Genomic DNA, 25,282 nt, shown 5'->3' with positions numbered 1-25,282 from the left:
TGTTGCTGAATCAGAATTTCTAAATAATGGAACACCAGCTCCCACCCCTCAACGCACTCCGTGCCTTCGAAGCCACGGCGCGCCATCTCTCGGTGAAGAACGCGGCGGACGAGCTGTGCGTGACCCCCGGCGCCGTGAGCCAGCTCGTCAAGACGCTGGAGCTGCATCTCGGCGTGCAGCTGTTCCGCCGCGTCAATCGCGGCGTCTTCCTGACCGACGCGGGCCAGGCCTATCTGCCGCCCGTGCGCAATGCTTTCAGGCAAATCAGCGATGCCACGCAGAAGGTGGCCGCGCCTGCGGAGACCGGCCTGCTCACCGTGAGCGCCACGCCGTTCTTTGCTTTCGCCTGGCTCGTGCCGCGCCTGAAGTCCTTCCAGGACGCGCATCCCGACATCGACCTGCAGGTGCTGACCAGCAATGCGCTGGCCGATTTCTCGCGCGACGGCGTAGACGTGGCCATCCGTCACGGCATGGGCCAGTACCCCGGGCTCGCCAGCCAGCGCGTGCTCACGGTCGAGATGGTTCCCGTCGCCGCTCCCGCGCTGATCGTCGAATACGGCAAGCCGAAGAAGCCGGCCGACCTGCTGCGGTGGCCGCGCGTGAACGATGCCGATCGCAAGGGCTGGCGCCTGTGGTTCGAGGCGCAGGGCATCGAAGATGCCGGCCCGGCGCGCGGGCCTTCTTTCGACGACGCCGGCCTGTTGCTGCAGGCGGTGCTCGCGGGGCAGGGCGCGGCGCTGCTGCCCGCGGCCATGATGGTTCCCGAGATCGAGCAAGGCCGCCTCGTGCAGCTCTCGAAAGCGACGTGGCTCGAAGACTTCGCGTACTACCTCGTGTGCCCCGAAGGCAGCCGCGACCGGCCGAAAGTCGCGGCTTTTCGTGACTGGCTGCTCGGTGCGGTGCGCCAGAAAAGCGCTTCGTCAGGTAGCCGCAAGAGAGCATCGTCGACAGTCGCAGGTCAGGCCGTAGCGCCGCCACCCCGGCGGCGTGCCGTGCCCAAGCCTTGATGAAACTCCAGCGACACAGATTCCTCCGCCAGATGGCCGCCCGGCCGCGACTCTTCATTGCCACGGCCATCGCCATTGCGACCGGCGTGCTCATACCCTCGGCTGTCGAAGCCCACCTGGTCACGCGCCTGCTGATAGCGTGGAACACGGGGGCCTGCCTGTACGTGCTGCTGGCCGCAGTCATGATGACCCGGTCGTCGCAGCAGCACATGCGCTATCGCGCGCAGATGCAGGACGATGGGCAGATCGTCATCCTCGTGCTGGTGGTGGTGTCCGCCATTGCGAGCCTGGCGGCCATCGGCGGCGAACTCGCGGTGGTGAAGGACATGCACGGCCTGGAGAAGATCGCGCACATCACGCTGGCAGGGCTCACGGTGATGTCGTCGTGGGCCTTCACGCAGATCATGTTCACGCTGCACTACGCGCATGACTACTACGCCGGGGCGGGCCAGGGGCGAAAACCCGGCCTTCAGTTTCCGGACGACGAACCGCCGACCTACGGCGACTTCTTCTACTTCTCCGCGGTGATCGGCACCTCGGGGCAGACAGCGGATGTGTCCTTCGTGTCCAAGCCTCTGCGGCGTATCGGCTCGGTGCATTGCATCCTGGCCTACCTCTTCAACACGACTGTGCTCGCGTTGCTCATCAACATCGGTGCGAGCATGTTTTGAGCACGCCGGCACGCCATCGAAGATTCGTCGCCGCCACGGCCCTGCTGTGCCTCGCGCCGGCCGCGCGGGCCGACGATGAACCGGCCGAACTGCCATTCAAGCTCACCGTGGGCGCCTACCGGGTTTCCGGCGGCGGCCTGCCCGCGGGGCCGGGGCTGGACATGAACCTGCGCTACACCTACGGAGACGGCAATGTCTGGATCGGCTGGTTCCGCTCGCCGGTACTCGACTTCGCGCAGCCGCGCGTGGGGTGGGACCACACCTTCACGCTGGGGCCGGTGCGGGTGCTGCCGTCGTTGCAGGCCGCCTCGGGTGGGTTCGTGGGCAGCAGCCTGGCGGTGGAAACTGGCGACAGCTGGTTCGTCGGCACGGGGCTGGGCCGCACCAACCTTCGCAACTACGCGAACCTGAACTTCGACCCGAACGATTCGTACACGGTGTATGGCGGCTACAAGTGGACGGACGGCACGGCGCTGTCACTCTCGCTGATCCGCGACAACCGGCTGAACCCCGACCAGCAGGACGTGCATCTGATCTACCGCGTGCCGTTGCCCGAGCGGCAACGCCTGACTGTCGACCTGCTGGCCAAGCAGGGCACTGTCGATGGCCGGTTCATTCGCCGCGCGGGCCTGACAGTCACCTACGACTGGCCGCGCTGGTTCGTTCGCGCGGCCTACGACCCGAAGGTGAACTTCACCGCGCAAGACATGGTGCGGCTGTCGGTGGGCACGCGGTTCTGAAGAGAAAAAACACTCAGAGCAGTTCGATTCCCGGCAGGCTCCTGAAGCAGTTCTCTCGCGTGATGCGCACGAAGTCCGCCAGCCACGGCTGCTCCGACGTGCCCGGCGTGCACGCCATGTAGAGCCGTCCCGTCAGCCCCTTGCTGCCCACGCGCCGGGCCGTGACGTAGCCGCGGTCCAGGTAGTTCTGCACCGCCCACAGCGGCAGTGTTGCCACGCCGCGCCCGCTCGCCACCAGCTGCAGCATTGCCACCGTGAACTCGGTCGTGCGCCGGTGCGCAGGCTCCGCGCCCGCAGGCGCCAGCACCTGCCGCACGACGTCGATCACTTCATCGGGCACGGGGTAGGTGATGAGCGTCTGGTCGGTGAAGTGGCGCGCCGTGAGGTAGGCCTTGGCCGTCAGTGGATGGTCGTTGGCCAGCAGGGCCATGATTTCGAAGCGGAACAGCGCGTGATAGTCCACCGCTTCGTCGGAGCCTTCTCTGGACACGACCGCCACTTCGGCGCGGTTCTGCGTCACCAGCGCGATCGGGTCGGAGTGAAAGCCCGAGACGATGTCGAGCTCGATCTCGGGCCAGCGCTGGCGGAACGCATCCATTGCCGGCATCAACCAGTCGAAGCAGGCGTGGCACTCGACCACGATGCGCAGCTGGCCACTGCGCCCCAGCGCGAGCCGCGCCACGTCGCGCTCGGCTTCTTCGATGAGCGGCAGCGCCGTGTCGGCCAACTGCAGCAGACGCAGGCCGGTGGTGCTGAACTGCGGCGGCACCGACTTGCGCTCGAACAGCTGTGCGTCGTAGCGGTCTTCGAGCAGCTTGATCTGGTGCGACAGCGCCGATTGCGTGAGGTTGAGCAATTGCGCCGCGCGCACTAGGCTGCCGGTGTCGCGAAGCGCGATGAGTGTGCGCAGATGACGTATTTCGAGGATCGACTGGAGCATGAAAAATATTCAATCGAATTTGCGAAATATCTCGGTTGAATCATATGCCTCGCGGCCGGTCACATCCAGTTGCTTGGCTGCAAGCCGGCACGTTTCGATTCCATGGCGACGAGCCTGAACTTTTGCGTTACTTCACAAGATGGCGCGACGTGGGGAGCGGGCAGGTGTGCCAATAATGGCACCATGCTCTCTCCGAACCGTCTTTCGCCGTTCCGTTTCTCCCTGTTGCTTTTGCTGTTTCTGGCCCCGTTGATGGGCTGGGCGCAGAACCGTGCGGAAGCACTCCTGCAGTTCGAAGGCGTGCAGGCGCGCTACCAGGCGTCTTATGCACCCGGTGCCGTCGCGCGCGGAGCGAAGGAGCTGCTTGACCCCGATGACCAGGCCATCGCCGACAAGGCGCTCAAGGCGCTGGATACGGCTGCCACGCGCGCGTTCAACACCGCTGCCTCGGTGTCCGCCATCCAGCAGGAAGTGGCATCGGCAGGCAACGGCGGTGCCGCACTCAGCCCGCAAGTGCAGGCCGCCGTGGCCCGCTTCGTGAAGCTGCGCACCGACTACACCGCCATGAGCGAGGCCGGCAGGGCCGAGTTCTTCAACCGCGAGCGCGCCAAGCCGGCCGACCCCGTGCGCACCGAACTGCTCGAACGCATGGCCGTGGCCGATGTTCGCGAGATCGATTTTTCGAGCCAGCTGCTGATGAGCGCGGTGGTCAAGCAACTGGCGCGCGGCAACGGCGGACAACTCAGCTCGCTGCCGGACCGCACGCTCGACATGGCTCTCGACACGCTGTGGTCGCGTGGTGTGACGTCGACGCGCCCGCGCAACCTGATGCTGGTAGCGCGCGAGTTCGAAAAGCAGATAACGCAGGCACTGCTCGCCGCGCTGCCCGATGCCGATGTGGCCGCCTTGCTGGCTTGGCGCAACGACCCGCAGGCCGCGGCCGAGCGCGAGGCGCTGGTGGGCACCTACCGTGCCGAGGTCAAGGGGAGCGGCGGGGTCGCGCTGCGGACCCTGGTGCGCGCCTGGCCGCGCTCCTGACGATCGCGTTGTTGCCGGACGGTGCCGCCGCGTAAGGCATGAACCGGCTCTGGTTCTCGTCCACGTCGAGCGGCCGGCCAACGAACGGAAACGCGCGCTGCGGGCAGGCCTCGCGCTCGCACACCTTGCAGCCCGCGCCGATGGGCGTGGGCACGTCGGGATCGCGCAAGTCCATGCCCTTTGAATAGACCAGCCGCGTGGCGTGGCTGATGTCGCAGCCCAGCCCGATCGAGAAGGTCTTGTTGGGCGAACCGTAGCCGCGATAGCCGTGCGACACGGTGCGTGCAATCCAGAGGTAGGCGCGTCCGTCTGGCATGCGAGCGAGCTGCGTGAGCACGCGGCCGGGCTGCGCGAAGGCCTCGTACACGTTCCACAACGGGCAGGTGCCGCCGGTCTTCGAGAAGTGGAAGTGCGTGGCCGATTGCCGCTTCGAGATGTTGCCCGCGCGATCGACGCGGATCAGGAAGAAAGGCACGCCTCGTGCCTCGGGCCGCTGCAGCGAACTCAGGCGGTGGCAGATGGTCTCGAAGCCCACGCCGAAGCGGCGCGCCAGCTGGTCGATGTCGTAGCGAAACTGCTCGGCAGTTTCGAGGAACTCGCCGTAGGGCAGCAGCAGCGCGGCGGCGAAGTAGTTGGCCAGGCCGATGCGCGCGAGCGAGCGAGCGGTGTCGCTCGACAGCGGCGCGGCGGCCACCAGCTCGTCGAGCATGTCGCCCACTTCGAAGAAGGCGAGCTGCGTGGCGAGCTGGAATGCATGCTGCCCGGGCTCCAGGTAGGGCGAGAGCCTCAGCACGCGCGAGCCCGGGTCGTAGCGCCGCTGCGCGCCGGCCTCGCCGTCTTCGGCGGGCACAACCCGCACGCCATGCGTATCGAGCAACTGGCGCGCGAGGCGGTCGCCGGGGCTGCCTTCGCGCAGGCGCCATTGCGCGGCGAGGGCTTCGGCTGCTTCGTCGAGCGGCGCGATGTGGTTTTGATGTGCGAAGAAGAAGTCGCGCACTTCCTCGAAGGGCATGGGCCGCGCCTGCGGCATCCGCGCGAGATCGCCGCGTCCGTCGCCGAGTTCGCCTGCCAGTGCTTCGAGCCGCTCCATCGCATCGCGATGGCGCTGGTGCAGCGCGACCAATGCGCGGCCCACGGCGGGCATCTGGGTGGCGACTTCGCGCAGCTCGGCCAGCGCGACGGCATCGCCGCCGGGGTTGTCGGCCAGTGCCTCGCGCAGGCTGGCGATGAGGCGCGCTTCTTCGTCTTCGGAGAAGGCCTGGATGTCGACGCCCAGCGTGGCATGCAGGCGCAGAAGCACCGGCACCGTGAGCGGCCGCTGGTTCTGCTCGATCTGGTTCAGGTAGCTGGGCGACAGGCCCAACTGCTGCGCGAGCGCGAGTTGGCTCAGGCCGCGCTCTTCGCGCAGGCTGCGCAGCCGCACGCCCATGAAAGTCTTCTTCATCGCTTGATCCGGTTATTTGCAAGATTCGCAAATACGGCGAGGCTCATTCGCAACCATTTGCCCAATCAAGCCTTCATTATGAGCACGATCTTTTGTGAATTGCGAATTGTGCAAAGCTCACGGACCGGGCCCATTGGGGAGACAGAGAGCTTGGAGGGTGCAGTAGCTGGCATGCAACGTGCTTGGATTTGCTTGCGCGATGGCCGTCGCTTGACGGGCTAGAAGAAAAGTACACAAACTAACCGCATTTCCGGCGACCGAAAGGACAGTTGAGTTAGCCTCGACCGAAAGTTCCTCGTTATTGTTTCAATTTCATGAACACTGCGATTCGATTGAGCGGGGGTTTACCCTAGCAATCGCGGTGCACACTTGGGGCACCCAAAAGCCCAATGAAGAAGGAATTGAAATGAAGACCTCGAACATCCTCGCCGCCGCCGCTCTGTCCCTGCTCGCCGCCGCTGGCGCCCATGCAGAAACCTACGAAGGCGTTCAGCCCCTGACCTCCGGCTACAGCCGCGCCGAAGTGGCGCCCCAAGCCGTGGCAGCTGCCCGTGCCGGCAACGCTTATGGCGACAACGAAGGCGCTGCGTCGACCGCAACGCCCGCCCTGGCCGCTTCGGTCGACCGCGCCACTGTTCGCAGCGAGGCTGTTGCCGCTGCGCACGCACCTGGCCAGAACCTGCGCCCCGAAACCTTCGCTGGCAGCGTGATCCCCTCGCAAGCGAAGGGCCTGACCTTCACGCGTCAAGCCGGCCTGTAATTGAAGGCGGCGCAAGCCGCCTCAGTCACACGTCAATAAAAAACCGGACCTGCGAAAGCAGCGTCCGGTTTTTTCATTGGGGCTTGGGGTTGTGTTTGGCGCCGTGCCGGTGGCAGTCGTGCGCGTGGTCGTCCACGATGCCTGTGGCCTGCATCCACGCGTAGACGATGACGGGGCCCACGAACTTGAAGCCGCGCTTCTTGAGCGCTGCGGAAATATCCTCCGACAGCGGCGTCTTCACCGGAACGCTACCGGTGCGGTTGACGATGGGCTTGCCGCCCGCCATGCCCCAGATGAATTCGGAGAAATCTTCACCCGCCGCCTGCATCGCGAGGTAGGCGCGTGCATTGCCGATGGTGGCCTCGATCTTCGAGCGCGAGCGCACGATGCCGGCGTCCTGCATCAGCCGCTCGACATCGGCCTCGGTGAATTTGACGATCTTCTCCGGCACGAAGCCTTTGAAGGCCTTGCGGAACGCGTCGCGCTTGCGCAGGATGGTGAGCCACGAGAGGCCAGCCTGGAAGCCGTCGAGCATGAGCTTTTCCCACAGCGCGCGGCTGTCGCGCTCGGGCACACCCCATTCGGCGTCGTGATAGGCGGCCAGCAGCGGGTCGGTCTGGGCCCAGGCGCAGCGGATCTTGTCGGTGCTGTTGCTCATTGTTCGTTCGATTCTTTGCTCGGCTATCGTCGGGGAGTTTTTTCAGAATGAGGGGGAGACCCTGATGCAGCATTTTCGATTTTCATTGTCGGCGCTTTCCTTGGGCGTCGCGCTCGCCCTTGGTGCGCAGGCGCACGCCGAAACCATCAAGAAGCCCCAACTCGATCAGCTCGCCGCCGCGTGGCAGGCCGGCAAGCCGGCCGCCGACTTCAACGCCTTCCTTGCGCAGGTCGCAAAGAGCCAGCCCGCGTTGCGGGGCAGCGTGAATGCCTACCGCAGCAAGAAGGCCTCGCTGGCCGGCGACGACCTCGTCAACATTGCGCGCCTGCTCGGCCTCTACAACCGCTTGAAGAACCAGCAGGCTGTGATTGCGAGCATCGGCACCATGGTCGCGATTCCGACGGTGCGCAACGTGCAGGTGCCGCCCCATGAAAGCGCGCCGATCATCGAGTTCGGCCAGCTGGTGCAGAAGATGGCGACCGACTTCGGGCTTGCCTACCGCAACGTCGACAACCGCATCTTCGAAGTCAGCCTCAGGGGCAAGGGCAGCGAGGAGTTCGGCATCCTCACGCATTCCGACGTGGTGCCTGCGGTGCTGTCCGAATGGGTGCTCGACGATGGCACGCGGCTCGACCCCTTCAAGATGACCCGAGTGGGCGACTTTCTCTACGGCCGCGGCACCATCGACGACAAGGGCTCGATCGCCGCAGTGCTCTACGCGATGAAGGCCGTGAAGGAAAGCGGCCTGCCCATCGAGCGCAGCATTCGCCTGATGATCGAGACCACCGAGGAAACCGGTGGCGACGCGATGCAGTACTACCGCACCAAAACGCAGCTGCCGGCCTACAACATCGTGCTCGACAGCAAGTACCCGGCCGTGGTTGCAGAGAAGGGCTCGGGCGCGCTGAAGGTGTTGTTCCCGGCGGAGCAGGCGGATGGCGCATCGACAGCCATCACGGCCATGAGCGGCGCCGCATCGGCCAACGCGATTTCGCAGACGGCGATGGCCACGCTCAAGGGCGGCGATCTTGCGGCCGCGCTCGCAAAGCTCGAAGCAGCAAAGCCGGCCTTCCTGCAGAAATACGAAGGGCAGGGCGGCAAGTTCGCCATCGACATTGCGCGTGGCGCCGACAGCATCGAGCTGAAAGTGACAGGCGTTTCGGCCCATGGTTCGCGGCCGGAGGAAGGCGTGAACCCGCTGCCGCGCCTCGCGCTGTTCCTGCAGGAGTCCGGCGTGTCACTGGCCGCCAACCACTACCTGAAGGCCGTGAAGTACATCGACGCGCTCTACGGTACCGGCTACCTCGGCGAGAAGATGGGCCTGGGCTACGCCGACGACTTCATGGGCCCGCTGACCTTCTCGCCCAACCTCGTGCGCATGGGCAGCGACGGCAGGCTCGAAGTCACGGTCAACGCGCGCATGCCGCGCGGGCGCACACCCGACGAGCTGAAGGCGCAGGTCACGTCGAAGATCGATGCGTGGGCGAGCGCGAACAACGTGAAGCTCGAGGTTGCCTACGACCAGGGCAACTGGATGGCGCGCGACCCGAAGGGCGCGTGGCTCTCGACCCTCCTGAACATCTACGGCGACACCACCGGCCTCGAGGCCAAGCCGGTGCCCACGGCTGGCAGCACCACCGCGAAGCTGATGCCCAACGCCATCAACTTCGGCCCCGCGATGCCCGGCAAGAAGTACACGGCGCACAACGCCAAGGAGTACAAGGAAGTGCCCGACCTCGACGCCGACATGCAGATGTTCACCGAGATGCTGGTGCGCATCGGCAACCTGCAGCAGATGCAGTAACGCACGCGGTTGGCGAACTTAAAGCCGCGCTTTCTCCCTCGTGCGCAACGTTTCTTCGTAGTGCGCAGAGACCTGTCGCAGCGCGTGGCTCGGGTATCGTCGAAGGCTTCCATTTTTGTGAAAAGGGAGTCACGCACATGCTGCAATTTCGCTTCTCGTTGCCAGCCCTCACCATGGGCTTGATGGCAGTTGGCCTCACCGCACCGGCCTTCTCGGAGACGCTCAAGAAACCCGCGCTCGACCAGTTGGCCGCGGCCTGGCAAGGCGGCAAGCCCGCCTCCAGCTTCAACGCTTTCCTGGCCCAGGCCGAGAAGGCCAACCCCGAACTGAAGCCCGCCGTGGCCGCCTATCGCAAGAAGGCACCGCTGGCCGGCGACGACCTCACCAACATCGCGCGTCTGCTCGGCCTGTACAACCGCCTGCACAACCAGAAGGGCGTGATCGCGAGCCTCGGTGCCATGGTGGCGCTGCCGACTGCGCGCAACGTGCAGATCCCGCCGCACGAGAACCCGACGATCATCGACTTCGGCAAGCTGGTCGAGAAGATGGCGCGAGACTTCGGGCTTGCTTACCGCAACGTCGACAACCGCATCTTCGAAGTCAGCCTCAAGGGCAAGGGCACTGAAGAGTTCGGCATCCTCACGCATTCCGACGTGGTGCCCGCGGTGCTGTCCGAGTGGGTGCTCGACGACGGTACGCGGCTCGATCCGTTCACCATGGTGCGCGTGGGCGATCGCCTCTACGGCCGCGGCACCATCGACGACAAGGGCTCCATCGCGGCCGTGCTCTACGCAATGAAGACGGTGAAGGAAAGCGGCCTGCCGATCCAGCGCACCATGCGCCTGATGATCGAGACCACCGAGGAAACCGGTGGCGACGCCATGGAGTACTACCGCGGCAAGGTGCCGCTGCCGGCCTACAACATCGTGCTCGACAGCGGCTACCCCGCAGTCGTGGCCGAGAAGGGCGCGGGCTCGCTAAGTGTGTTCTTCCCTGCGGAGAAAACCGATGGTGCAGTCACCGCGATCACGGACATGGGCGCAGCCGCCGCGGTCAACGCGATTTCGCAGACCGCCACCGCCACGCTCAAGGGCGGTGACCTCGCTGCGGTGCTCGCAAAGCTCGAAGCCGCGAAGCCGGCCTTCCTGCAGAAGTACGAACCGCAGGGCGGCAAGTTTGCGATTGCCATCACGCGTGACGGGGACAGCATCGCCATCAAGGTCACCGGCACCTCGGCCCATGGCTCGGAGCCCCAGAACGGCGTGAATCCGCTGCCGCGGCTGGGCCTGTTCCTGCTGGAGTCCGGCGTCGCGCTGGCCGACAACCAGTTCCTCAAGGCGGTGAAGTACGTCGATGCGCTCTACGGCACCGGCTACCTCGGCGAGAAGATCGGTCTGGGTTACAGGGACGACTTCATGGGGCCACTGACTTTCTCTCCCAACCTGATCCGCACCGGTGCCGACGGCCGCGTGGTAGTGGCGGTCAACACGCGCATGCCGCGCGGCCGCACGCCCGAAGAACTCAAGACCCAAGTCACCGCGAAGATCAATGACTGGGCTGCGGCGAACAAGGCCACAGTCGAGATCAAGTACGACCAGGGCAACTGGATGGCGCGCGACCCTTCTGGCCAGTGGCTGACGACGCTGCTCAACATCTACGGCGACACCACCGGCCTCGAGGCCAAGCCAGTATCCGCGGCCGGCGCCACCACGGCCAAGCAGATGCCCAACGCGATCAGCTTCGGCCCCGGCATGCCCGGCAAGAAGTACACCGGGCACAACGCCAAGGAATACAAGGAAGTGCCCGACCTCGACGCCGACCTGCAGATGTTCACCGAGATGCTGGTGCGCATCGGCAACCTGCAGCAGATGCAGTAGCTCAGCGCAGGCCGCGCGCCTGCAGCACCGCCTTGAGCCGGCGCACCTCGTGCTGCAGGTCGAGGATCAGCGCGGCAGCGTCGAGCCCCACGCCGAAGTCGCGCTCCAGCCGGCGCGCTTCGAGCGCGTGCTGCAGGTCGGCGCTGGAGAACTGCCAGCGCTCGGGTTGGGTCTCGGTCGTTTCGATCCGCAGGATGCCGACCTCGACCAGTTGCACGACCCAGGCGGTGTCGGCGCCAACGGCGTGCGCCAGTTCACTCGCCGCGAGCGGCTGCGAGGCACTGACGGCGGTGGCGGTTGTGACAGTGAAATTCACCATGCTCAGACTCCCAGATGCTGGCGTGGGTGGAACGATGCCGTGGCTTGCGCCAGCTGTTCGTAGGCTTTGCGCGCATCGTCGCTGTCGGCGGGCGGCAGCGCAATGTCGAGCAGCAGGTACAGGTCGCCGGGCGTCTTGCCTGCGAAGCCACGGCCCTTGAGCCGCAGCTTCAGGCCGTTGCGCGCGTTGCGCGGCACGGTCACTTCGACCACGCCGCCGGTGGGCGTTGGCACCTGCACCTGCGCACCTAGCGCGGCTTCGGTGGGCGTGATGGGCAGCGTCATGTACAGGTCGCGCTCTTCCACGCGGTACAGCTTGTGCGGCGCGATGCGCACCTCGAGGTACAGGTCCCCGGGCGGCTCGCCGCCGTGGCCGGGCATGCCTTGCCCCGCGAGGCGGATGAACTGGCCCGGGTGCACGCCCGGCGGGATCTTCACGCTGAGCGTGCGGTTCTCCCACTGCGGGTGGCCCTGTGCGTCGACGGTCTGCGCGCGCAGCGTGATCTCGCGCTCGGCGCCGTTGAGCGCGTCTTCGAGCGTGATCTCGATGGCCGCATGATGGTCTTCGCCGCGCGCGCGGAAGTTCTGCCGCGCGGCGCCGCGGCGTTCGGCCTCGCCGAACAGCGACGAGAAGAATTCGCTGAAGTCAGCGTGGTCGGCCGGGCCCTGGCGCGGGCCGCGGTGAAACTCGAAGCCTTCGTCCCAGCCCGGCGGCGGCTGGAAGTCGCCCTCGGGATGGCCTCCGCGCGCGACACGATCGGCCAGCGCGTCGTAGGCAGCGCGCTTTTCCTTGTCGCCAAGCACGTCCTTGGCCTCGTTGATGTCGCGCATGCGCTTCTCGGCGTCGGGCTCGGTGCTGACGTCGGGGTGGTACTTGCGGGCGAGCTTGCGGTAGGCCTTGCGCACTTCGTCGTCGGACGCGGTGCGGTCGATGCCCAGTGCGCTGTAGTAGTCCTTGAATTCCATGGTGTGTGGCGGTTCGTTGGGTGGACGGCAACAAGGCCCGAGGAGTGGGGGGAGGCTAGGCCAGGGCTGCGTCGCCGTCGGCTTGCCGCAGCAGCGGCGTCACGGCCCATGTGGGGCCGCGGCGCTCGAAACGCAAGGGCTGCGCATTGCCGAGCAGGCCGACGTCGACCGGCACGCCCAGCAGGGCGGCCAGCGCGTAGAGCGTGCCGCCATGTGCCACCACCAGCACCGGGGCGGGCAGCCGCAGGGCCGTGTCGAGCGCGTCGCGCGTGCGTGCGACGAACTGCGTGAGCGTTTCGCCGCCCTCCGGCTCGCAGGCCCAGTCGATGTTGACGGACGAGGTGCCGATCAGCGCGCCGAAGTTGCGCTCGCGCAGCGCGGCCTGTGCGGCCGGCACGAGCTTCAGCGTCGTGGCCACGGTGTACGCGGTGTCGTGCGCGCGCCGCGCGTCGCTGCACACGACGGTGCTGATCGGCTCGCCGGCCAGCAGCCCGGCGGCGCGCGCGGCCTGCTGCAGACCAAGCTCGCTCAGGGGCTCGTCCACCGCCTGGAAGATGCGCAGCGCATTGCGGCCGGTCTGCCCGTGGCGCAGGAAGTAGAAGTGATCGCAGGCTGGCGACAGCGGCTGCGCCTCGGCGATGCGGATCAGTTCGTCGAGCCCGCTCGGGGCGGTGTGGGAAGGGGCGGTTTGCTGTGACATGGATGGGCGGTGTCAGTACGCGAGCTGCAGCGGTGTGCCTTCGCGCTGTGCCCGCACGTCGGCGGGGTGGAACGGCAGCGGGTGCCACTGCTTGGCCGCGAACAGCGGCAACTGGTCGTAGGCGCGCGGCGAAGCCGGGTCGCTGCTCTGGCCGTAGGTCAACAGGCCTTGAGCGACCGGGCCGTTGGCGTCGAAGGTCACGACCTGCATGTAGCTGCTGCCGTAGTTGACGTTGTAGCCCTTCGGGTCTATCAGCGACTGGCCCTGCGACTCCAGCTTGTTGAGCACGCCCTCGAACTCGTCGCCGCCGTGCAGCGCGATCTTCTGGCCGCGCACCAGGCGCGACTGCGGCACGCCCAGCGGCACGTCGGCCGCGAAGCCGGCGGTGCGTAGGATGCCGACCGCGTCGCCCAGCGCCTTGAACACGGCTTCGCGCGTGGCCGGCGTGGCCATGTCGAGCCCGGCGGGCGTCGCCACTGGCTGCGCGGGGTCGAACGGCACGCGCCAGACCTTGGGCACGTCCTTCGTCTTGCGCCAGAACTCGCGGAACAGCGGTGCGCCCTTCGATTCGGCATTGCTGGTACGGTCCCAGGCGGTGAGCACGCGGCAGCCCAATGCCTGATCGGTGGTGAGCGTGTTACCGGCGGCGCTGCAGGCGGCCTGCAGGTCGGCCATCACCAGCATGCCTGCGAGATTCCTGTCGCGGAAGATCACGCTGCGCAGCTCGGCCGCGCCCATGCGGTTTCCGGGCAGGCCGTCGCCGCCCGAGAGCCGGCCGCGGATTTCCATGATCGCGCTGCGCGTGCGCAGCCGTTGCGGCACGCCGATCGGGCCCACCAACGGCGACACGCCCGCCATCGGCGCGGTTTCGGGGTTGCTGAGCCAGAAGCTGTCGTTGCTGTTCTGCACGTATTCCGGTGTGATGAGCACCGGCATGCGCGCCGGCGCGATGATGCCGGGCGCTGCGGCCGCGCTGTCGCGGTTCCATGCGCAGGCGCTGCGCGAGCCGTCGAGCACCGGCAGCCCGGCCGCGTTGAGCAGCGCGGCGGCGGCGGGCGAGGGCGCGCAACTCTTCAGCATGTCGGCCGATACGTCGGGCACCACCGACAGGTCGGCGTACATCGCGTTGCCGTCGCGGTCGGCCGCGATGGTGTTGATCCACGGCATGCCCTGGTTGCCCATGGCGGCGCGCAGTTCGGTCACGTTGCGGGCCAGCGCCATCTTCATCCAGCTCTCGGCCGAGCGCACGTTGAGCGTGTTGGCGTCGCGGATGGCGTAGGCCTTCTGCGCGGTCCAGCCCAGGCCGGCGCGCGGCAGCGAGATCACGGAGCCCCAGTCGGTCGAATAGAAGGTGTGCTGCACCGGCGGCGTGCCGCCGCCCGTTGCCGCGGTGGGCAGTGCCACGGTGCGCGCGACCATCTTCTTCGGCTGGCCGTCGACCAGGTACACGGTCGGGTCATTGGGGTCGAGCTTCAGCTCGTATAGGGTGAAGCGCTTGCCGGTCGACACGGTGTGCGTCCAGGCCACGTCCTTGTTGAAGCCGATGGCCACCACCGGGCTCAGGCCGCCGGTGGCGCCCATCACGTCGAGCTTGCCGGGGATGGTGAGGTGCATTTCCCAGAAGCGGTTGGTGCCGGTCCACGGAAAGTGCGGGTTGCCCAGCAGCAGGCCCTTGCCGTCCGGCGTGGCGTTGCGCCCGAAGGCCCAGCCGTTGGAACCGAGCTCGCCGCCCTCGGGGTTGGCGTTGAAGCTGTGGCGGCCGATTTCGGCCACGGCTTCCTTCAGGTCCACCGGCGCGGCGCTTGTTTTGGCGCCGGGGGCGGGCGGCACCGCGGCCAGCACTGCGCCGGCCAGCGCGCCCAGGCCGCCCTGGATCATCGACATCTCGGTGGCGCGCGACAGGTCGCCAGCCGTCATCGGCCGCACCCAGGGCTTGCCGCGGCAGGCTTCGGGCAACCCGTTGGGGCCGGCGTCTTGCAGGTAGCGGTTGTAGCCGGCCACGTAGCCGCGCAGCGCGGCCTGCACGTCGGGGCTCGTGGTAGCGCCTGCACGCGCCAGCGCGGCGTCGTCCATGTGATAGCGGATGAACAGGTCGATCTGCGCATTCGGCGCGCGGCCCAGGCCCAGGTCGCCGGTGTTCTGCGCGCCCAGGAACTGCGAGCGCTCGCCGCGCAGTGTGAGCAGGTGCTCGGCCGTCTGGCAGACGTTGTCCTGCGCATGCGCATAGGCGCTGCCGTACGCCAGGCCCTCGTAGTCCGGCGCGGTGATGTGCGGGATGCCGAAGGTAGTGCGCTCGATGGTCACGCTGCGCCCGCCGGGCGGCGGCGTGCTCGCGCAGGCGGCGAGCAGGGCGACCAGGCCCACGGAAAGGGCCGTGAGCGAAAACCGGGAAGGCGTGGCGTTCTTCGATGTCATGCGGGCGTCTCTCTTATTGGAAGGAACAAGGAAGCCGATTAAAGGACGTACCTTTGCCGCGCGTTGTCACCAGCACGGCATGCCGCGCAGAGTTCAGCCGAACTTCATGCCCTTGGGCCGGGCCTGCAGCCGGTCGATGTAGGCGTCGAGCGTAGGCCGGTTCAGGACGCCGCCGAAGGCGCGGTGCCAGATGAGCATCGAGCCGATCATCACGTCGGCCGCGGTGAATTGCGCGCCGAACAGGTAGGGCCCGTAGCGCAGTTCGCGCTCGACCGCGTCCTTGGCCGCTTCGAAATTGGTCCAGCCGCGCGCGCTGTTGTTGCTGCGGATCTTCAGGATGGCGTCGCCCATTGCGGGCTCCAGCTGCGCGGTCGAATAGACCATCAGCGACAGGTAGCGGCCCCGGTCCGGTGTGCCGACGGGGGGAGCGAGCCGCTTGCCGGGAAACCTCTCGGCCACGTACATGCAGATGGCGGCGTTCTCGAAGACGCGCGCCTGGCCGTCGACCAGCGCCGGCAGCTTGCCCGCCGGGTTGATCTTCAGGAACTCAGGCTTCTTGTGCGCCTTGTCCTTGAGCAGGGTGGTCACGATCTCGTAGTCGGCGCCGGCTTCGTCGAGCATCCACTTGGCGATGTGCGAGCGGCTGTGCGGGTCGAAATACAGCTTCATGGTCATCGGCGTGTCTCCTTCGTCTTGAGTGAGCGGTCAGAACTTCGGGATTCGCAGCGTCTTGCTGATCATGAGCGTGCCCGACAGGGCGAACAGCAGCGTCAGCGGATGCAACTGCCACGGCCCGATGACCCAGGCGCCGCCCCACAAGGCGCTGCCGATGTGGCCCTGCCAGGCCGCGTATGCCAGCACGCCCACCAGCACCACGCTGGTCGGGATGGGGGTGCCCTCGAAGTACTTCACCTTGTCGGAGCCGGCCGACAGTGCCTCGGCCGTCACGTTGAAGCGCGCAAGCCGGCTCACGCCGCAGCCCACGAAATAGATCAGGATCACGCAGTCCCAGCCGCCGTTCAGTCCGGCGGCGAAGCCGAGCGCGGCGGGCGCCATGCCGAAGGAGATGATGTCGGCCAGCGAGTCGAGCTCGCGACCGAGGGCGGATTGCGTCTGGCGCCAGCGCGCGATCCGGCCATCGAGCACGTCGAAGATGAAAGCGGCCGGTGCGAGCGCGGCCGACCACAGGAACTGCGCGAGCGACTGGCTCGCCATGAAGGCCATTGCGAGGAACACCGCGCCCACCCCGCAGGCTGCATTGCCGAGCGTGAAGGCGTCGGCCAGGTGGAATTCCCGGAGCATCGAAAAATGCTTGCGGGTCGGCGCGGGGGAGGGAGTGGTCATGAAAGATGGGTTGGGCAAACGGCGAATGGACCGCACCTTAACCGAAGCGAAACGCGCTTTTTGTCAGCGCATGGCGTCAGACGCCGTGATGCGCTTCGACGATCCGTGCGAAGCGCCCGAGCAGGCCGGCCGCTGCATCGGTCGGGACCACGTGCTCGCGCAGTGCGGCCGGGTCGGTGCCGGCGCGAGCCAGGTCGCCGGCCAGCTGGTCGATGTAGCCGCGCATGACGTCGGCGTCGAACTCGGGATGGAACTGCACGCCCCAGGCATGCGCGCCCGCGCGGAACGCGTGCACCGGCTCGTGGTCGTTGCCGGCCAGCCGCACCGCGCCTTCGGGCAGGCGCAGAGCGCTCTGCCAGTGCACCACGTGGGCCGGGAACTGCGCGGGCAGGCCGCGCAGCAACTGGTCGGTAGCGGCGGCATCGTCGAGCGTGACGGTCACGGTGCCGACCTCCGCGCCCTGCGGGTGGTCGCCGGCCTCGCCGCCGAGCGCATGCGCGAGCAACTGGTGGCCGTAGCAGATGCCGAGCACCGGCGTGTCGCGCGCCACGAGCTGCGCGAGCCAGGCGGCCGTGGTCTCGCTCCAGGGTTCGCGGTGCGACACCATCGCGTGCGAACCCGTGACGACCGCGCCTGACACTTCGGCCGGGTCGGGCAGGGCGTCGCCGCGGCGCGGATCGACCACCAGCAGGGGCAGCGCGTGCGTGTCGAGCCCGTCGGCGATCCAGTGCTCGAAGTCGCCGCGCTGCGCGCGCAGGGCCTCGAAGGTGTCTCCAAGCTTGACGATGACGAGCGGGTGCGGGCGGTGGTTTTCCATGCCCGCGATCATGCCGCAGGTGCACAACGCGCTCGCAACGGCTACAGTGGATGACCCGGGGCGGTCCCCGGGTGTTTGACCTGACTGCAACCCTGCCGAAAAATCGACTGATGCGCACCTTGGCTGCCTCCCTCATGATCTTCGCTGCGGCGCTGGGCGCACATGCGGCGGAGGTGGTGCGCTGCACGGACGCCAGCGGGGCCATCTCCTACACCAACGTGGCTTGCCCGGCGGGCAGCAAGCAGTCGCGGCAGGTGCCGATCCTTGAGTCGCCGCCCGCCGAGGCGCGCCGGCCGGACTACACACCGGCGCCGACCCCGACAGCACCGATTGCACCGCCCAACCAGGTGGCGAGCAATCCGCCTTCGGGCCCGGCCATCATCCCGCGCTATCCCGCCGACACGCAGCCCGCGGCGGCCGATCCCCCGGCCGTCGTCATCCTGAGCCCTGACCCGTACTACGACGGCGTGCGCCCCATTCGCCGGCCGCCGCCGCATGTGCACGACCCTGGGCCGCCGCCCGGCCAGCGGCCCTGCCAGAACCTCGCAGGCATCAAGCGCGGCAACTGCTGAATGAGTGCAGGAGAAGCCAGGCCCGACAGCCTTCCGTGGACCGTCTACTGCGACGGCAGCGCCATGCCCAACCCGGGGCGCATGGGCATCGGCGCCGTCATCACCGCGCCTGACGGCAAGCGCCACACGCTGTCGCAAGCCACGCATGCCACAGGCTGCAACAACGAGGCCGAACTGCGGGCGCTGACGCTCGCGCTGCAAGACCTGCGCGAGCGGGGTGCGACGGCGGTGCGGGCCTACAGCGACAACAGCATCCTGGTCGAGCAGCTCGGCCCGGCCGGGGCGAAACCGATCGAGCGCCTGGCCGGCCTGTTCGACGATGCGCGCGCCTTGCTCGGCAGCTTCGACGACGTGCGCGTGCAGTGGATTCCGCGCCACCGCAACGGCGAGGCCGACGCACTGGCGCGGGGCGCCTTGGGCTTCGCGCCCAAGCCGCCTGCAAGGCCCGCGAAGAAGCGGCGATAGGGTCGGGCCCGGGAGCCCCTATCATCACGCGCCATGACAGAAGCCACTCCCCGCCCACCCCTTCCCGACCACCTCTCCATCGATCCGCGCAGCCCGCACCACGTGGCCGCCGCGTTCGAGCACGATATCGGCATCCGTTTCAACGGCAAGGACCGCCTCGACGTCGAGGAATACTGCATCAGCGAAGGCTGGATCAAGGTGCCCGCCGGCAAGACCCTCGATCGCAAGGGCAAGCCGCTGCTGCTCAAGCTCAAGGGCACAGTCGAGGCGTACTACAAGGAAGCGTAAGCGCGCTCAGCGCCACTGCAGCAGCAGCGACCAGGGCTGGCGGCTCATGTGGCGATCAATGCACCCCGGAGCGCCCGGCGTGCATCCCTCGGGCAGGTAGCTCGGGTCCAGCCAGCGCGTGCCCGGCGCAAAGTCGAGCCGGCGCCGCGTGACCGACTGCAGCACGTTGCCGCCCACGGTGTCGAAGCCCGTGGCATCCACAGCCACCACCACGTCGCAATGCATGGGCAGCGGTTCGCCGCCGGTGTCCCGCGCGGCTAGCACTTCACCGATCTTGTCGAAGGTGTCGAATCCGGCGCCCGCGCCGCGTGCCTGGCAGACCAGGTCGCCGACGCGCGGCGGCGTGCGTGTCAGATCGCAGGCGCGCAGGGCGTAGCGCGTGGGGCGGCCCGCAGCCTCCTCGACGCCGGCTTGCCACGCAGCGCCCGCATAGTCGACATGTGCCTCGGAGAACACGAACTCGTCGTCTGCCAACCCCGCCTGCCGCGCCAGCCAGCTGATGAAGGCCGCGGACCAGGGCGTGTCGATCACCGCGACCCGGCTCAGTGCGGCCTGAATGGCGCGCAGCTCCACTGAATCAAGCCCCTCGTCGGGGCCGACGCCCATGCCCTGCAGGCGCCCGGCCGTCGCCTCGTTCAACGCCTGCATCAGCAGGTGCCGGTCGGCGCCCCGCAGTGCGCCGAAGCGAACGAGCGACGGGGGACTGCGGATCGACGGCCTGCCAGTAGCCCAGCACCCGCTGCCATGGCGCGAGGCCCGGCACCGTGCGGCGCGTGTCCTCGGCTTCGGAGTCGCCGGCTTCGGTCATGCGGCCTTCGGCATCCATGGACTGGCCGCCGAAGGCCTCGTGCTCCTGCAGTGCGAAGCTCGCCATCGCGAGTGCGCGCGACGGCGAAGGGGCTTGCATGGCCGTTTCGAGGCAGCCCGATGCAGCGGAAGCCAGGCCCGGCGCGGATGCGAGCAAGAAGGCTGCGGCACCCAGGGCCGCCATCGCCCATCGTGAGGCAGGGGGCGCGTCCGGTCGCAGCATGCGATGCGCCTCAGGCCACTATCACCCGCTCGCACGCCTTGCGCAGTGCCGACAGCCCCGGCAGTTCGCGCGCCTTGGCATCGGTGACCACCACGTCGATGTCCGTCGTCCGCGCATAGGTCACGCGGCTGGCCTGGCCGATCTTGGCGTGGTCGGCCAACAGCACCAGTTGCTGCGCCTGCTCGGCCATGGCGCGCGCCACGGTGGCCTCGTGGTGCTCGAAGCTCATCGCGCCGTGCTTGGCGTGCAGCCCCACCGGCGACAGCAGCGCCACGTCGGCGCGGTAGCGGCGGATGGCCTCGACCGTGGTGTCGCCGCAGGTGGCCTGCGCCTTCACGTCGATCTGGCCGCCCAGCAGGATGGTCTGGTTGCCGGTGAGCCGGCCTTCGCCCGCGCCCGCGAACTTGAGCGCGATGTTCAGCGAGTTGGTGATGACCGTCATGCCGCTCAGCGTGCCGATCTCTTCCGCGCAGATCGACATGGTGCTGCCCGCGTCCATGAAGATGGTCTGCCCCGGCCGCAGTAGTGCGACGGCGGCCTTGGCAATGGCGCGCTTTTCGCGCTGGCGCGCCACCAGCCGCACCGCGAGCGGCGGCTCGGGCTCCGCCTTGATGGCAACGGCACCGCCATGCACGCGGCGCAGTTCGCCCAGGCCTTCGAGTTCGAGCAGGTCGCGGCGCACCGTTTCGCGCGACACCGTGAGGTCCTGCATGACGCGCTCGACGCTGAGTCGCGAGAAGGTGGCGAGCAGGCTGCGGATGCGCAGGAATCGTTCTTCTTGGAGCATGGAATGCCGGCGTAAAAAAGAAAAAGGGGCGGCGTCAGTGTGACAGCCGCCCCGGTTGCACGTGAACAGGCACAGGGGCCGTGCAATTGTGCCGGCCAATATCCCGATGCAGGTGCGTTGGCCCCGTCCGTTGTCAGAGATCGGCGAGGCCCATGGCCGGATCGCTCACCGAGTGCTTGCCGGTTTCGACGCGGCCGGCAAAGCGGCGATAGAAGGCCGGATCGGCATCGCAGGTAACGGCGAAGTCGTACCACTGGCCGCTGCTGGCCAGCACCCACAGTTGCTCGGCCTTGCCGCCGCCGCTCACCGTGGCGTTCCACGGGCCGTCGTCGCGGTAGGCCTTGGCGCGCACTGTGAACTTGCAGGCGCCACCACCGCCGTTGAGCATTTCCAGGTACACGTTGCCGTTTGCAATGTCGTAGCACACCTGTACTTCGGGGTTGGGTGCGCCACCGGCGCGAAGCCGGTTGAGGTCGCCCTTGAAGTGGCGGTGATAGCCGCTTGGCCCGAGCACCCAGAGGTCGTAGAAGCCGCTGTTGTCGGTCGTGGGGTTCCACGTGTCGTCGAGCGTCTTGCCGGGCTCGACCATGTAACGGCGCGGCAGGCGGTCGAGGTTGAGCTTGTCGTACACATGGAACACGGCCGCGGCCTTGCCGCTGTTCTTGAAGATCAGCCGCATCTGGCCCTTGATGACATCGGCGCGCGCGCTCGTGTGCAGCTCGTATGGCAGGGCGCGCGAGGGGCGTGTGCCGGTGGCCTGGCGCGGCAGTTGCGGGTCGAGCGGCAACGCCACTTGCGCCAGGGCCTGCTGGTCGGCACGCAGCTTGTCGGCGTCAGCCTTGGTCGTGCGTCCCGTCAGCGTGGGCAGCGCTTCCGTGTTGGGCGTGGCGAAGTTGAATGCACTGGTGAGGTCGCCGCACACTGCGCGGCGGAACGGCGAGATGTTGGGCTCCTTCACGCCGAAGCGTGCCTCGATGAAGCGGATCACCGAGGTGTGGTCGAAGGCCTGCGAATTGACCCAACCGCCGCGGCTCCACGGCGAGACGACATACATCGGCACGCGCACGCCGGGGCCGTACACACGGCCATCAGGTGCGGGCTGGCCGCTGGTGCCCGGCGGCTTCGGGTGCGTGAAGCGCTCCACGGCGAGGTCGGCCTCGGGCAGCGTGGTCTTGCCGGCCATCGAGCCGTCGGGGTTGAGCGAGGGCGCGGCCGGCGAGGGGTAGTGGTCGAAGTAGCCGTCGTTCTCGTCGAAGTTGATGAGCAGCACGGTCTTGCTCCACACGTCCGGCACGGCGGTGAGCGCGTCCAGCGTTTCCTGGATGTACCAGCCGCCCTGCACCGGGCTCGAGGGGCCGGGGTGCTCGGAGTAGGCCGCGGGCGCAACGATCCACGACACCTTCGGCAGCTTGCCGTTCTTGATGTCCTGGCGGAACTGCTCGAGGAAGCCGCCGTCGGGCATGGTGTTGGCAATGCCCTTGTAGAGCGGGTTGCCGGCGTCGTCGCTGGCCGGGTCGTAGGCGGGCGACGGGCCGTCGTTGCTCACCGGCTTGCCCGAATCCTCGTTGGCCTTGCGGTACTGCTTGAAGCCGGCCAACGGGTTGTCGGTGAAGTTGTCCGGCAGGCTCTGGTAGATGATCCAGCTGACCTTGGCTTCCTGCAGCCGCTCGGGGTAGGTCTTCCACTCGTAGCCGGTGGTGGACGGGCCGATGTCGTCCCATTCGTTGTTGACGGTGGCCACGTTGGCGCCCGTGGGGCCGTTGGTGCCGGTCCAGTGGAACATGCGGTTCGAGTTGGTGCCCGTATGCATGCTGCAGTGGTAGTCGTCACACAGCGTGAAGGCATTGGCCAGCGCGAACTGGAACGTTACCTCGGCCTCCTTGAAGTAGCCCATCGACGCATTGGTCTTGTAGCGCGGCCATTGGTATGCGCGCCCGCCGTCCCAGGCGTTCTGGCCGTCGCTCCAGGAGTGGGGGGTGCCGCTCACGCGTTGCGCGTTGCCTTTGCGGCTGTCGAGGTGGTAGGGCAGGATAGGTTTGCCGCTGGCATCGCTTTGCTGCCACACGTTCAAGCCCTTTGGCAACGGAATGGTGAAGCGGTCGCCGAAGCCGCGCACGCCCATCAGCGTGCCGAAGTATTGGTCGAACGAACGGTTCTCCTGCATCAGGATCACGATGTGCTCGACGTCCTGGATGGTGCCGGTCTTGTTGTTGGCCGGAATGGCGAGCGCGCGGCGGATGCTCGGCGGAAAGGCCGAGAGCGCAAGGGCGGCGGCGCCGGTCGTGGCCGTGCCGGTGAGGAATTTGCGACGTGAGTTCGTCATGGGCTTGTTGTTTTGGTTGGACATGGTTCGGCGGGGCTCAGGGTGCGCAGCTCTTCACGGGGGCAACGCCGGTGTCGGGTTGCGTGGGCGTGGTGGGGGGCGTCGGTGTGCCGCCGACGAAGCCGCCGCCACCTCCGCTGCCGCCGCAGGCGGAAAGGGCGCAGGCCAGAACGAGCGCGGGCACGAGACGCGCGCAAAGAAGGGTTTGAACTTGCATGGTTTGATCCTCTGGAATCGTTGTTGTCTTGGGGCTCGGGGGTGATTGGGGTCAGGGCAGCGTCGACAGCGGCGTGCCCGACTTGAAGATGCTGGTCAGCTCGTCGTTCGTGAGCGAGCGGTTCCAGATCGCGAAGTCGTCGAAGTCCATGGCGCCGCGCGGCGAAGAGGTTTCGCGCTGGTAGTAGAGGCCGGTGCCGTCCTCGTTCAGGCCCAGGCCGTTGCCCAGGCCGCCGAGCTTGTCGACCAGCGCGCTGGTGATGGCGGTGCTGTTGGTCTGGATGCCCCTGACGGGGTCCATCACATAGCCCTTCATCGTGAGCGCGGCCTTGTCGATCACCACCGCCACGTAGGCCCACTGGCCAGCGCTCAGGCTGTAGCCGTTGCTGTCGGCGCGTGCGCTGCCCGTGCCTACGTTGAAGCGGATCTCGCAGCTGCCGAACAGCCCGATGGCCAGGCCCGCGTTGCCGCCGGTGGTGTAGTTCTTGTTGCCGATCACCGTGCCGCCGTTGCTCACGCCCTGGCTGCAGGTGTTGTCGGTGCGCAGCCAGAAGCCGATGGTGAAGGCCGTGACCGCCGGGTTGGTGGTTACGTCGCTGTTCTGCACGAGGCGATAGCCGGCCATGCCGCTGGCGTTCTTCACGGTGCTGTCGACGCGCAGTGCCTTGGCTTTGTTAGGTGCCGGGAAGCCGTCGTCGACCAGCGTGCCGCCGTTGGCGTCGGCAGCCCAAGGGGCGAGCGTGGAGGCACTCTTCGCATCGACTGCAGGCAGGGCGTTGAGCGGGTAGTAGTTGACCAGCCCGTTCACCAGCGTGGGAGCGAGCGTCACCGGCGGTTCCGGCGGTACCGGCTTGACGTAGGCGATCTGCGCAGAAAGCGCCACGCTGGCTTCGCCGGCGACGACCGTGTACAGGTAGGCATAGACCCCGTCGCTCTCGGCGACGATGGGGTCGACGTAGGCAGTCGAGCCGGCGGGCAGCGTAGCCACCAGCTTGCCGTCGCGCAGCACCTGCACTGGCGCGGTCGTGGTGCCGGCGAGCGTCCACGACAGCTCGATGCTGCGCTTGTCCGCACCCGTCTTCGCGGAGAGGCCGCGCAGCGACGTGGCCGCCTGCAGGGCCTGGCCGTTGAAGCGGTAGTCGGCGGCCGCGGGCAGCGCGCCGAGGTGACGCAACACGGTCGGCGCGATGTCGGTGGCGGCTGAAAGCGCGAGCAGGCTTGCGTCAGCAGGAGCGGCCGTGCCGACGCCGGCTTGCGCCGCGAGCGTTTTGTTGCTCGCGATGAAGATGGTCTTGTTGTCGTTGTCCTGCAGGCCGGTTGCACCGCCGAAGGTGTCGAGGCCGTGGCTGGTCGTGAGGATCACGAGCCAGTCTTCCTTCGGATCGTTGGTGGTGCGCTGCGCGATGCGCGCCAGCAACTGGCCCACGCCGGCGGCGGTGTCGGCGATCGCGCGCTGGTACGCGTCGCTCTTCAGTCCGCTGCTTGCCGCCGCGCCCGGTGCGCCGTACTGCGCGACCAGCAGGTCGTAGCCCGTGTCGATGAGTTGCGCGGTGCGGTCGGTGACGCAGGTGTCGGCGCCGGCGCAGTCGATTGCGCTGTCGAGCGTGCCGGTTTCGTTCGACAGCAGCAGTGGATAGAGCGCGCTTGCGGTGACGGAAGCTGTCTTGTAGGCGGCCGTCTTGTTCTGCCTGGCGAGCGCGAAGACCGAGGGCGCGAGCTTGACGTCGATGCGCTGGTCGTTCGTGTCCCAGCGCACGCCGTGGCGCTGCGCCCATGTGCCGGTCAGCAGCGTGGCCCAGCCCGGGCCGTCGGTGGTGCGCTGTTCGCTCAGCGTGCCGTTGGCACCGCCGGTCCATGCCGGTGCAACGCGCAGCGACTGCAATGCCGGCACCTTGTTCTGCGCCATGGCGTCGCGAAGCGCCGCATGCGTGAGGCCATCGATCTCGACGACGAGTGCCTTGGGCCCGCTCTTGCCCTGGTTGACTGTCGGCGCCGGGTTGCTTCCGCTACCAGGCGACAGTGTGCCGATGGGTGAGAAGCCGTTGCCGCTACCTCCACCGCAAGCGGTAAGAAGCAGCAGGGCGCACATGCTTGTTCCTGCC

General features: G+C 67.5%; 26 protein-coding genes. 10 read left to right on the top strand and 16 right to left on the bottom strand.

The genetic code is table 11. From position 1 onward, the window contains the following. Positions 1 to 26 precede the first annotated feature (26 nt). From gcvA to ACTG4X_RS21365, 3 genes are read left to right on the top strand one after another with little or no spacing between them, the layout of a single operon-like run. A complete protein-coding gene (gcvA, locus tag ACTG4X_RS21375) occupies positions 27 to 1,007 on the top strand; it encodes a transcriptional regulator GcvA (protein ID WP_440531851.1) in 981 nt (326 codons plus the stop codon). Between the two features lie 32 nt (positions 1,008 to 1,039). Continuing rightward, on the top strand, positions 1,040 to 1,678 hold the full coding sequence (locus tag ACTG4X_RS21370) for a DUF1345 domain-containing protein (RefSeq protein WP_093176211.1): 639 nt from the start codon (positions 1,040 to 1,042) through the stop codon (positions 1,676 to 1,678). Beyond that, a complete protein-coding gene (locus tag ACTG4X_RS21365; RefSeq protein ID WP_440531850.1) occupies positions 1,675 to 2,418 on the top strand; it encodes a hypothetical protein in 744 nt (247 codons plus the stop codon). Before ACTG4X_RS21370 ends, ACTG4X_RS21365 begins: the two co-directional genes overlap by 4 nt. A 13-nt stretch (positions 2,419 to 2,431) precedes the next feature. On the opposite strand, the gene ACTG4X_RS21360 is transcribed toward ACTG4X_RS21365, so the two are convergent. Then, positions 2,432 to 3,358 (bottom strand): LysR family transcriptional regulator, encoded by a 927-nt coding sequence (locus tag ACTG4X_RS21360; RefSeq protein ID WP_440531849.1) that lies wholly within the window; start codon positions 3,356 to 3,358, stop codon positions 2,432 to 2,434. A 183-nt stretch (positions 3,359 to 3,541) separates the two neighbouring features. Between ACTG4X_RS21360 and ACTG4X_RS21355 the strand changes: the two genes are divergently transcribed. Further along, positions 3,542 to 4,396: a hypothetical protein gene (locus tag ACTG4X_RS21355; RefSeq protein ID WP_093176204.1), complete on the top strand. Its 855-nt coding sequence runs from the start codon at positions 3,542 to 3,544 to the stop codon at positions 4,394 to 4,396. Here the strand turns inward: ACTG4X_RS21355 and ACTG4X_RS21350 are convergent. Further along, complete coding sequence (locus ACTG4X_RS21350) at positions 4,338 to 5,840, bottom strand: short-chain fatty acyl-CoA regulator family protein (protein ID WP_440531848.1); 1,503 nt, start codon at positions 5,838 to 5,840, stop codon at positions 4,338 to 4,340. The two genes, ACTG4X_RS21355 and ACTG4X_RS21350, sit on opposite strands and share 59 nt — an antisense overlap. Before the next feature lie 406 nt (positions 5,841 to 6,246). Between ACTG4X_RS21350 and ACTG4X_RS21345 the strand changes: the two genes are divergently transcribed. Next, positions 6,247 to 6,600, top strand: a complete 354-nt coding sequence (locus ACTG4X_RS21345) for an alpha/beta hydrolase (protein WP_093073331.1) — start codon at positions 6,247 to 6,249, stop codon at positions 6,598 to 6,600. 73 nt (positions 6,601 to 6,673) lie between these two features. Here ACTG4X_RS21345 and ACTG4X_RS21340 read toward each other — a convergent pair whose 3' ends face one another. After that, positions 6,674 to 7,258: a DNA-3-methyladenine glycosylase I gene (locus ACTG4X_RS21340; RefSeq protein ID WP_307615457.1), complete on the bottom strand. Its 585-nt coding sequence runs from the start codon at positions 7,256 to 7,258 to the stop codon at positions 6,674 to 6,676. A gap of 64 nt (positions 7,259 to 7,322) precedes the next feature. Here ACTG4X_RS21340 and ACTG4X_RS21335 point away from each other — a divergent pair, with 64 nt between their 5' ends. Both ACTG4X_RS21335 and ACTG4X_RS21330 read left to right on the top strand, forming a co-directional pair. Beyond that, positions 7,323 to 9,062: a dipeptidase gene (locus tag ACTG4X_RS21335; RefSeq protein WP_440531847.1), complete on the top strand. Its 1,740-nt coding sequence runs from the start codon at positions 7,323 to 7,325 to the stop codon at positions 9,060 to 9,062. 137 nt (positions 9,063 to 9,199) lie between these two features. Continuing rightward, entirely contained in the window at positions 9,200 to 10,939 is a 1,740-nt protein-coding gene (locus tag ACTG4X_RS21330) for a dipeptidase (RefSeq protein ID WP_440531846.1), read from the top strand. Between the two features lies 1 nt (position 10,940). On the opposite strand, the gene ACTG4X_RS21325 is transcribed toward ACTG4X_RS21330, so the two are convergent. The 7 genes from ACTG4X_RS21325 to ACTG4X_RS21295 all read right to left on the bottom strand — a co-directional run bounded on the left by ACTG4X_RS21325 (position 10,941) and on the right by ACTG4X_RS21295 (position 17,499). Beyond that, positions 10,941 to 11,258: a chaperone modulator CbpM gene (locus tag ACTG4X_RS21325; protein ID WP_093055675.1), complete on the bottom strand. Its 318-nt coding sequence runs from the start codon at positions 11,256 to 11,258 to the stop codon at positions 10,941 to 10,943. Positions 11,259 to 11,260: 2 nt separating this feature from the next. Next, complete coding sequence (locus ACTG4X_RS21320) at positions 11,261 to 12,223, bottom strand: DnaJ C-terminal domain-containing protein (protein ID WP_093055677.1); 963 nt, start codon at positions 12,221 to 12,223, stop codon at positions 11,261 to 11,263. A gap of 55 nt (positions 12,224 to 12,278) precedes the next feature. Beyond that, positions 12,279 to 12,923 (bottom strand): histidine phosphatase family protein, encoded by a 645-nt coding sequence (locus ACTG4X_RS21315; RefSeq protein WP_440531845.1) that lies wholly within the window; start codon positions 12,921 to 12,923, stop codon positions 12,279 to 12,281. Between the two features lie 12 nt (positions 12,924 to 12,935). Beyond that, positions 12,936 to 15,338: a penicillin acylase family protein gene (locus ACTG4X_RS21310; RefSeq protein WP_440531844.1), complete on the bottom strand. Its 2,403-nt coding sequence runs from the start codon at positions 15,336 to 15,338 to the stop codon at positions 12,936 to 12,938. Between the two features lie 93 nt (positions 15,339 to 15,431). Continuing rightward, positions 15,432 to 16,013 (bottom strand): glutathione S-transferase family protein, encoded by a 582-nt coding sequence (locus ACTG4X_RS21305; protein WP_440531843.1) that lies wholly within the window; start codon positions 16,011 to 16,013, stop codon positions 15,432 to 15,434. 30 nt (positions 16,014 to 16,043) lie between these two features. Further along, complete coding sequence (locus ACTG4X_RS21300) at positions 16,044 to 16,682, bottom strand: CDP-alcohol phosphatidyltransferase family protein (RefSeq protein WP_093055684.1); 639 nt, start codon at positions 16,680 to 16,682, stop codon at positions 16,044 to 16,046. A 76-nt stretch (positions 16,683 to 16,758) separates the two neighbouring features. Next, on the bottom strand, positions 16,759 to 17,499 hold the full coding sequence (locus ACTG4X_RS21295) for a glutamine amidotransferase (RefSeq protein WP_440531842.1): 741 nt from the start codon (positions 17,497 to 17,499) through the stop codon (positions 16,759 to 16,761). A gap of 110 nt (positions 17,500 to 17,609) precedes the next feature. On the opposite strand from ACTG4X_RS21295, the gene ACTG4X_RS21290 reads away from it, so the two are divergent. Genes ACTG4X_RS21290 through ACTG4X_RS21280 form a run of 3 tightly spaced genes read left to right on the top strand, consistent with a single transcriptional unit; the run spans position 17,610 to position 18,824 of the window. Continuing rightward, positions 17,610 to 18,071, top strand: coding sequence for a hypothetical protein (locus tag ACTG4X_RS21290; protein WP_093055685.1), 462 nt, complete (start codon positions 17,610 to 17,612; stop codon positions 18,069 to 18,071). After that, positions 18,072 to 18,536 carry a ribonuclease HI family protein gene (locus ACTG4X_RS21285; RefSeq protein WP_426389073.1) on the top strand — a complete coding sequence of 155 codons (465 nt, stop codon included), beginning with the start codon at positions 18,072 to 18,074 and terminating at the stop codon, positions 18,534 to 18,536. A 33-nt stretch (positions 18,537 to 18,569) separates the two neighbouring features. Then, positions 18,570 to 18,824, top strand: a complete 255-nt coding sequence (locus ACTG4X_RS21280) for a DUF3297 family protein (RefSeq protein ID WP_093055689.1) — start codon at positions 18,570 to 18,572, stop codon at positions 18,822 to 18,824. Between the two features lie 6 nt (positions 18,825 to 18,830). Here the strand turns inward: ACTG4X_RS21280 and ACTG4X_RS21275 are convergent, their stop codons facing one another. The 6 genes from ACTG4X_RS21275 to ACTG4X_RS21250 all read right to left on the bottom strand — a co-directional run bounded on the left by ACTG4X_RS21275 (position 18,831) and on the right by ACTG4X_RS21250 (position 25,269). Further along, a complete protein-coding gene (locus tag ACTG4X_RS21275) occupies positions 18,831 to 19,472 on the bottom strand; it encodes a DUF2272 domain-containing protein (RefSeq protein WP_440531841.1) in 642 nt (213 codons plus the stop codon). Beyond that, complete coding sequence (locus tag ACTG4X_RS21270; protein WP_440531840.1) at positions 19,402 to 19,731, bottom strand: hypothetical protein; 330 nt, start codon at positions 19,729 to 19,731, stop codon at positions 19,402 to 19,404. Before ACTG4X_RS21270 ends, ACTG4X_RS21275 begins: the two co-directional genes overlap by 71 nt. Positions 19,732 to 19,864: 133 nt before the next feature. Then, a complete protein-coding gene (locus ACTG4X_RS21265; protein ID WP_093055693.1) occupies positions 19,865 to 20,641 on the bottom strand; it encodes a DeoR/GlpR family DNA-binding transcription regulator in 777 nt (258 codons plus the stop codon). 133 nt (positions 20,642 to 20,774) lie between these two features. Continuing rightward, positions 20,775 to 22,964: a phosphocholine-specific phospholipase C gene (locus ACTG4X_RS21260; RefSeq protein ID WP_440531839.1), complete on the bottom strand. Its 2,190-nt coding sequence runs from the start codon at positions 22,962 to 22,964 to the stop codon at positions 20,775 to 20,777. A 37-nt stretch (positions 22,965 to 23,001) separates the two neighbouring features. Beyond that, on the bottom strand, positions 23,002 to 23,181 hold the full coding sequence (locus ACTG4X_RS21255; protein ID WP_093055695.1) for a hypothetical protein: 180 nt from the start codon (positions 23,179 to 23,181) through the stop codon (positions 23,002 to 23,004). 51 nt (positions 23,182 to 23,232) lie between these two features. Further along, positions 23,233 to 25,269 (bottom strand): LamG-like jellyroll fold domain-containing protein, encoded by a 2,037-nt coding sequence (locus tag ACTG4X_RS21250; RefSeq protein WP_440531838.1) that lies wholly within the window; start codon positions 25,267 to 25,269, stop codon positions 23,233 to 23,235. Positions 25,270 to 25,282 lie beyond the last annotated feature (13 nt).

This window comes from Variovorax sp. YR566 (assembly GCF_051992195.1).
Taxonomy (GTDB): domain Bacteria; phylum Pseudomonadota; class Gammaproteobacteria; order Burkholderiales; family Burkholderiaceae_C; genus Variovorax.
The sequence above is the reverse complement of the archived record's forward strand: the minus strand, read 5'-3'. Positions and strand labels throughout refer to the sequence as shown.

Excerpts from the sequence above, each read along its gene's own strand:
- gcvA (WP_440531851.1), top strand. The coding sequence starts at position 27 with ATGGAACACCAGCTCCCACCCCTCAACGCACTCCGTGCCTTCGAAGCC.
- ACTG4X_RS21370 (WP_093176211.1), top strand. The coding sequence starts at position 1,040 with ATGGCCGCCCGGCCGCGACTCTTCATTGCCACGGCCATCGCCATTGCG.
- ACTG4X_RS21360 (WP_440531849.1), bottom strand. The coding sequence starts at position 3,358 with ATGCTCCAGTCGATCCTCGAAATACGTCATCTGCGCACACTCATCGCG.
- ACTG4X_RS21355 (WP_093176204.1), top strand. The coding sequence starts at position 3,542 with ATGCTCTCTCCGAACCGTCTTTCGCCGTTCCGTTTCTCCCTGTTGCTT.
- ACTG4X_RS21350 (WP_440531848.1), bottom strand. The coding sequence starts at position 5,840 with ATGAAGAAGACTTTCATGGGCGTGCGGCTGCGCAGCCTGCGCGAAGAG.
- ACTG4X_RS21345 (WP_093073331.1), top strand. The coding sequence starts at position 6,247 with ATGAAGACCTCGAACATCCTCGCCGCCGCCGCTCTGTCCCTGCTCGCC.
- ACTG4X_RS21340 (WP_307615457.1), bottom strand. The coding sequence starts at position 7,258 with ATGAGCAACAGCACCGACAAGATCCGCTGCGCCTGGGCCCAGACCGAC.
- ACTG4X_RS21335 (WP_440531847.1), top strand. The coding sequence starts at position 7,323 with ATGCAGCATTTTCGATTTTCATTGTCGGCGCTTTCCTTGGGCGTCGCG.
- ACTG4X_RS21330 (WP_440531846.1), top strand. The coding sequence starts at position 9,200 with ATGCTGCAATTTCGCTTCTCGTTGCCAGCCCTCACCATGGGCTTGATG.
- ACTG4X_RS21325 (WP_093055675.1), bottom strand. The coding sequence starts at position 11,258 with ATGGTGAATTTCACTGTCACAACCGCCACCGCCGTCAGTGCCTCGCAG.
- ACTG4X_RS21320 (WP_093055677.1), bottom strand. The coding sequence starts at position 12,223 with ATGGAATTCAAGGACTACTACAGCGCACTGGGCATCGACCGCACCGCG.
- ACTG4X_RS21315 (WP_440531845.1), bottom strand. The coding sequence starts at position 12,923 with ATGTCACAGCAAACCGCCCCTTCCCACACCGCCCCGAGCGGGCTCGAC.
- ACTG4X_RS21310 (WP_440531844.1), bottom strand. The coding sequence starts at position 15,338 with ATGACATCGAAGAACGCCACGCCTTCCCGGTTTTCGCTCACGGCCCTT.
- ACTG4X_RS21305 (WP_440531843.1), bottom strand. The coding sequence starts at position 16,013 with ATGACCATGAAGCTGTATTTCGACCCGCACAGCCGCTCGCACATCGCC.
- ACTG4X_RS21300 (WP_093055684.1), bottom strand. The coding sequence starts at position 16,682 with ATGACCACTCCCTCCCCCGCGCCGACCCGCAAGCATTTTTCGATGCTC.
- ACTG4X_RS21295 (WP_440531842.1), bottom strand. The coding sequence starts at position 17,499 with ATGGAAAACCACCGCCCGCACCCGCTCGTCATCGTCAAGCTTGGAGAC.
- ACTG4X_RS21290 (WP_093055685.1), top strand. The coding sequence starts at position 17,610 with ATGCGCACCTTGGCTGCCTCCCTCATGATCTTCGCTGCGGCGCTGGGC.
- ACTG4X_RS21285 (WP_426389073.1), top strand. The coding sequence starts at position 18,072 with ATGAGTGCAGGAGAAGCCAGGCCCGACAGCCTTCCGTGGACCGTCTAC.
- ACTG4X_RS21280 (WP_093055689.1), top strand. The coding sequence starts at position 18,570 with ATGACAGAAGCCACTCCCCGCCCACCCCTTCCCGACCACCTCTCCATC.
- ACTG4X_RS21275 (WP_440531841.1), bottom strand. The coding sequence starts at position 19,472 with ATGCAGGCGTTGAACGAGGCGACGGCCGGGCGCCTGCAGGGCATGGGC.
- ACTG4X_RS21270 (WP_440531840.1), bottom strand. The coding sequence starts at position 19,731 with ATGCAAGCCCCTTCGCCGTCGCGCGCACTCGCGATGGCGAGCTTCGCA.
- ACTG4X_RS21265 (WP_093055693.1), bottom strand. The coding sequence starts at position 20,641 with ATGCTCCAAGAAGAACGATTCCTGCGCATCCGCAGCCTGCTCGCCACC.
- ACTG4X_RS21260 (WP_440531839.1), bottom strand. The coding sequence starts at position 22,964 with ATGACGAACTCACGTCGCAAATTCCTCACCGGCACGGCCACGACCGGC.
- ACTG4X_RS21255 (WP_093055695.1), bottom strand. The coding sequence starts at position 23,181 with ATGCAAGTTCAAACCCTTCTTTGCGCGCGTCTCGTGCCCGCGCTCGTT.
- ACTG4X_RS21250 (WP_440531838.1), bottom strand. The coding sequence starts at position 25,269 with ATGTGCGCCCTGCTGCTTCTTACCGCTTGCGGTGGAGGTAGCGGCAAC.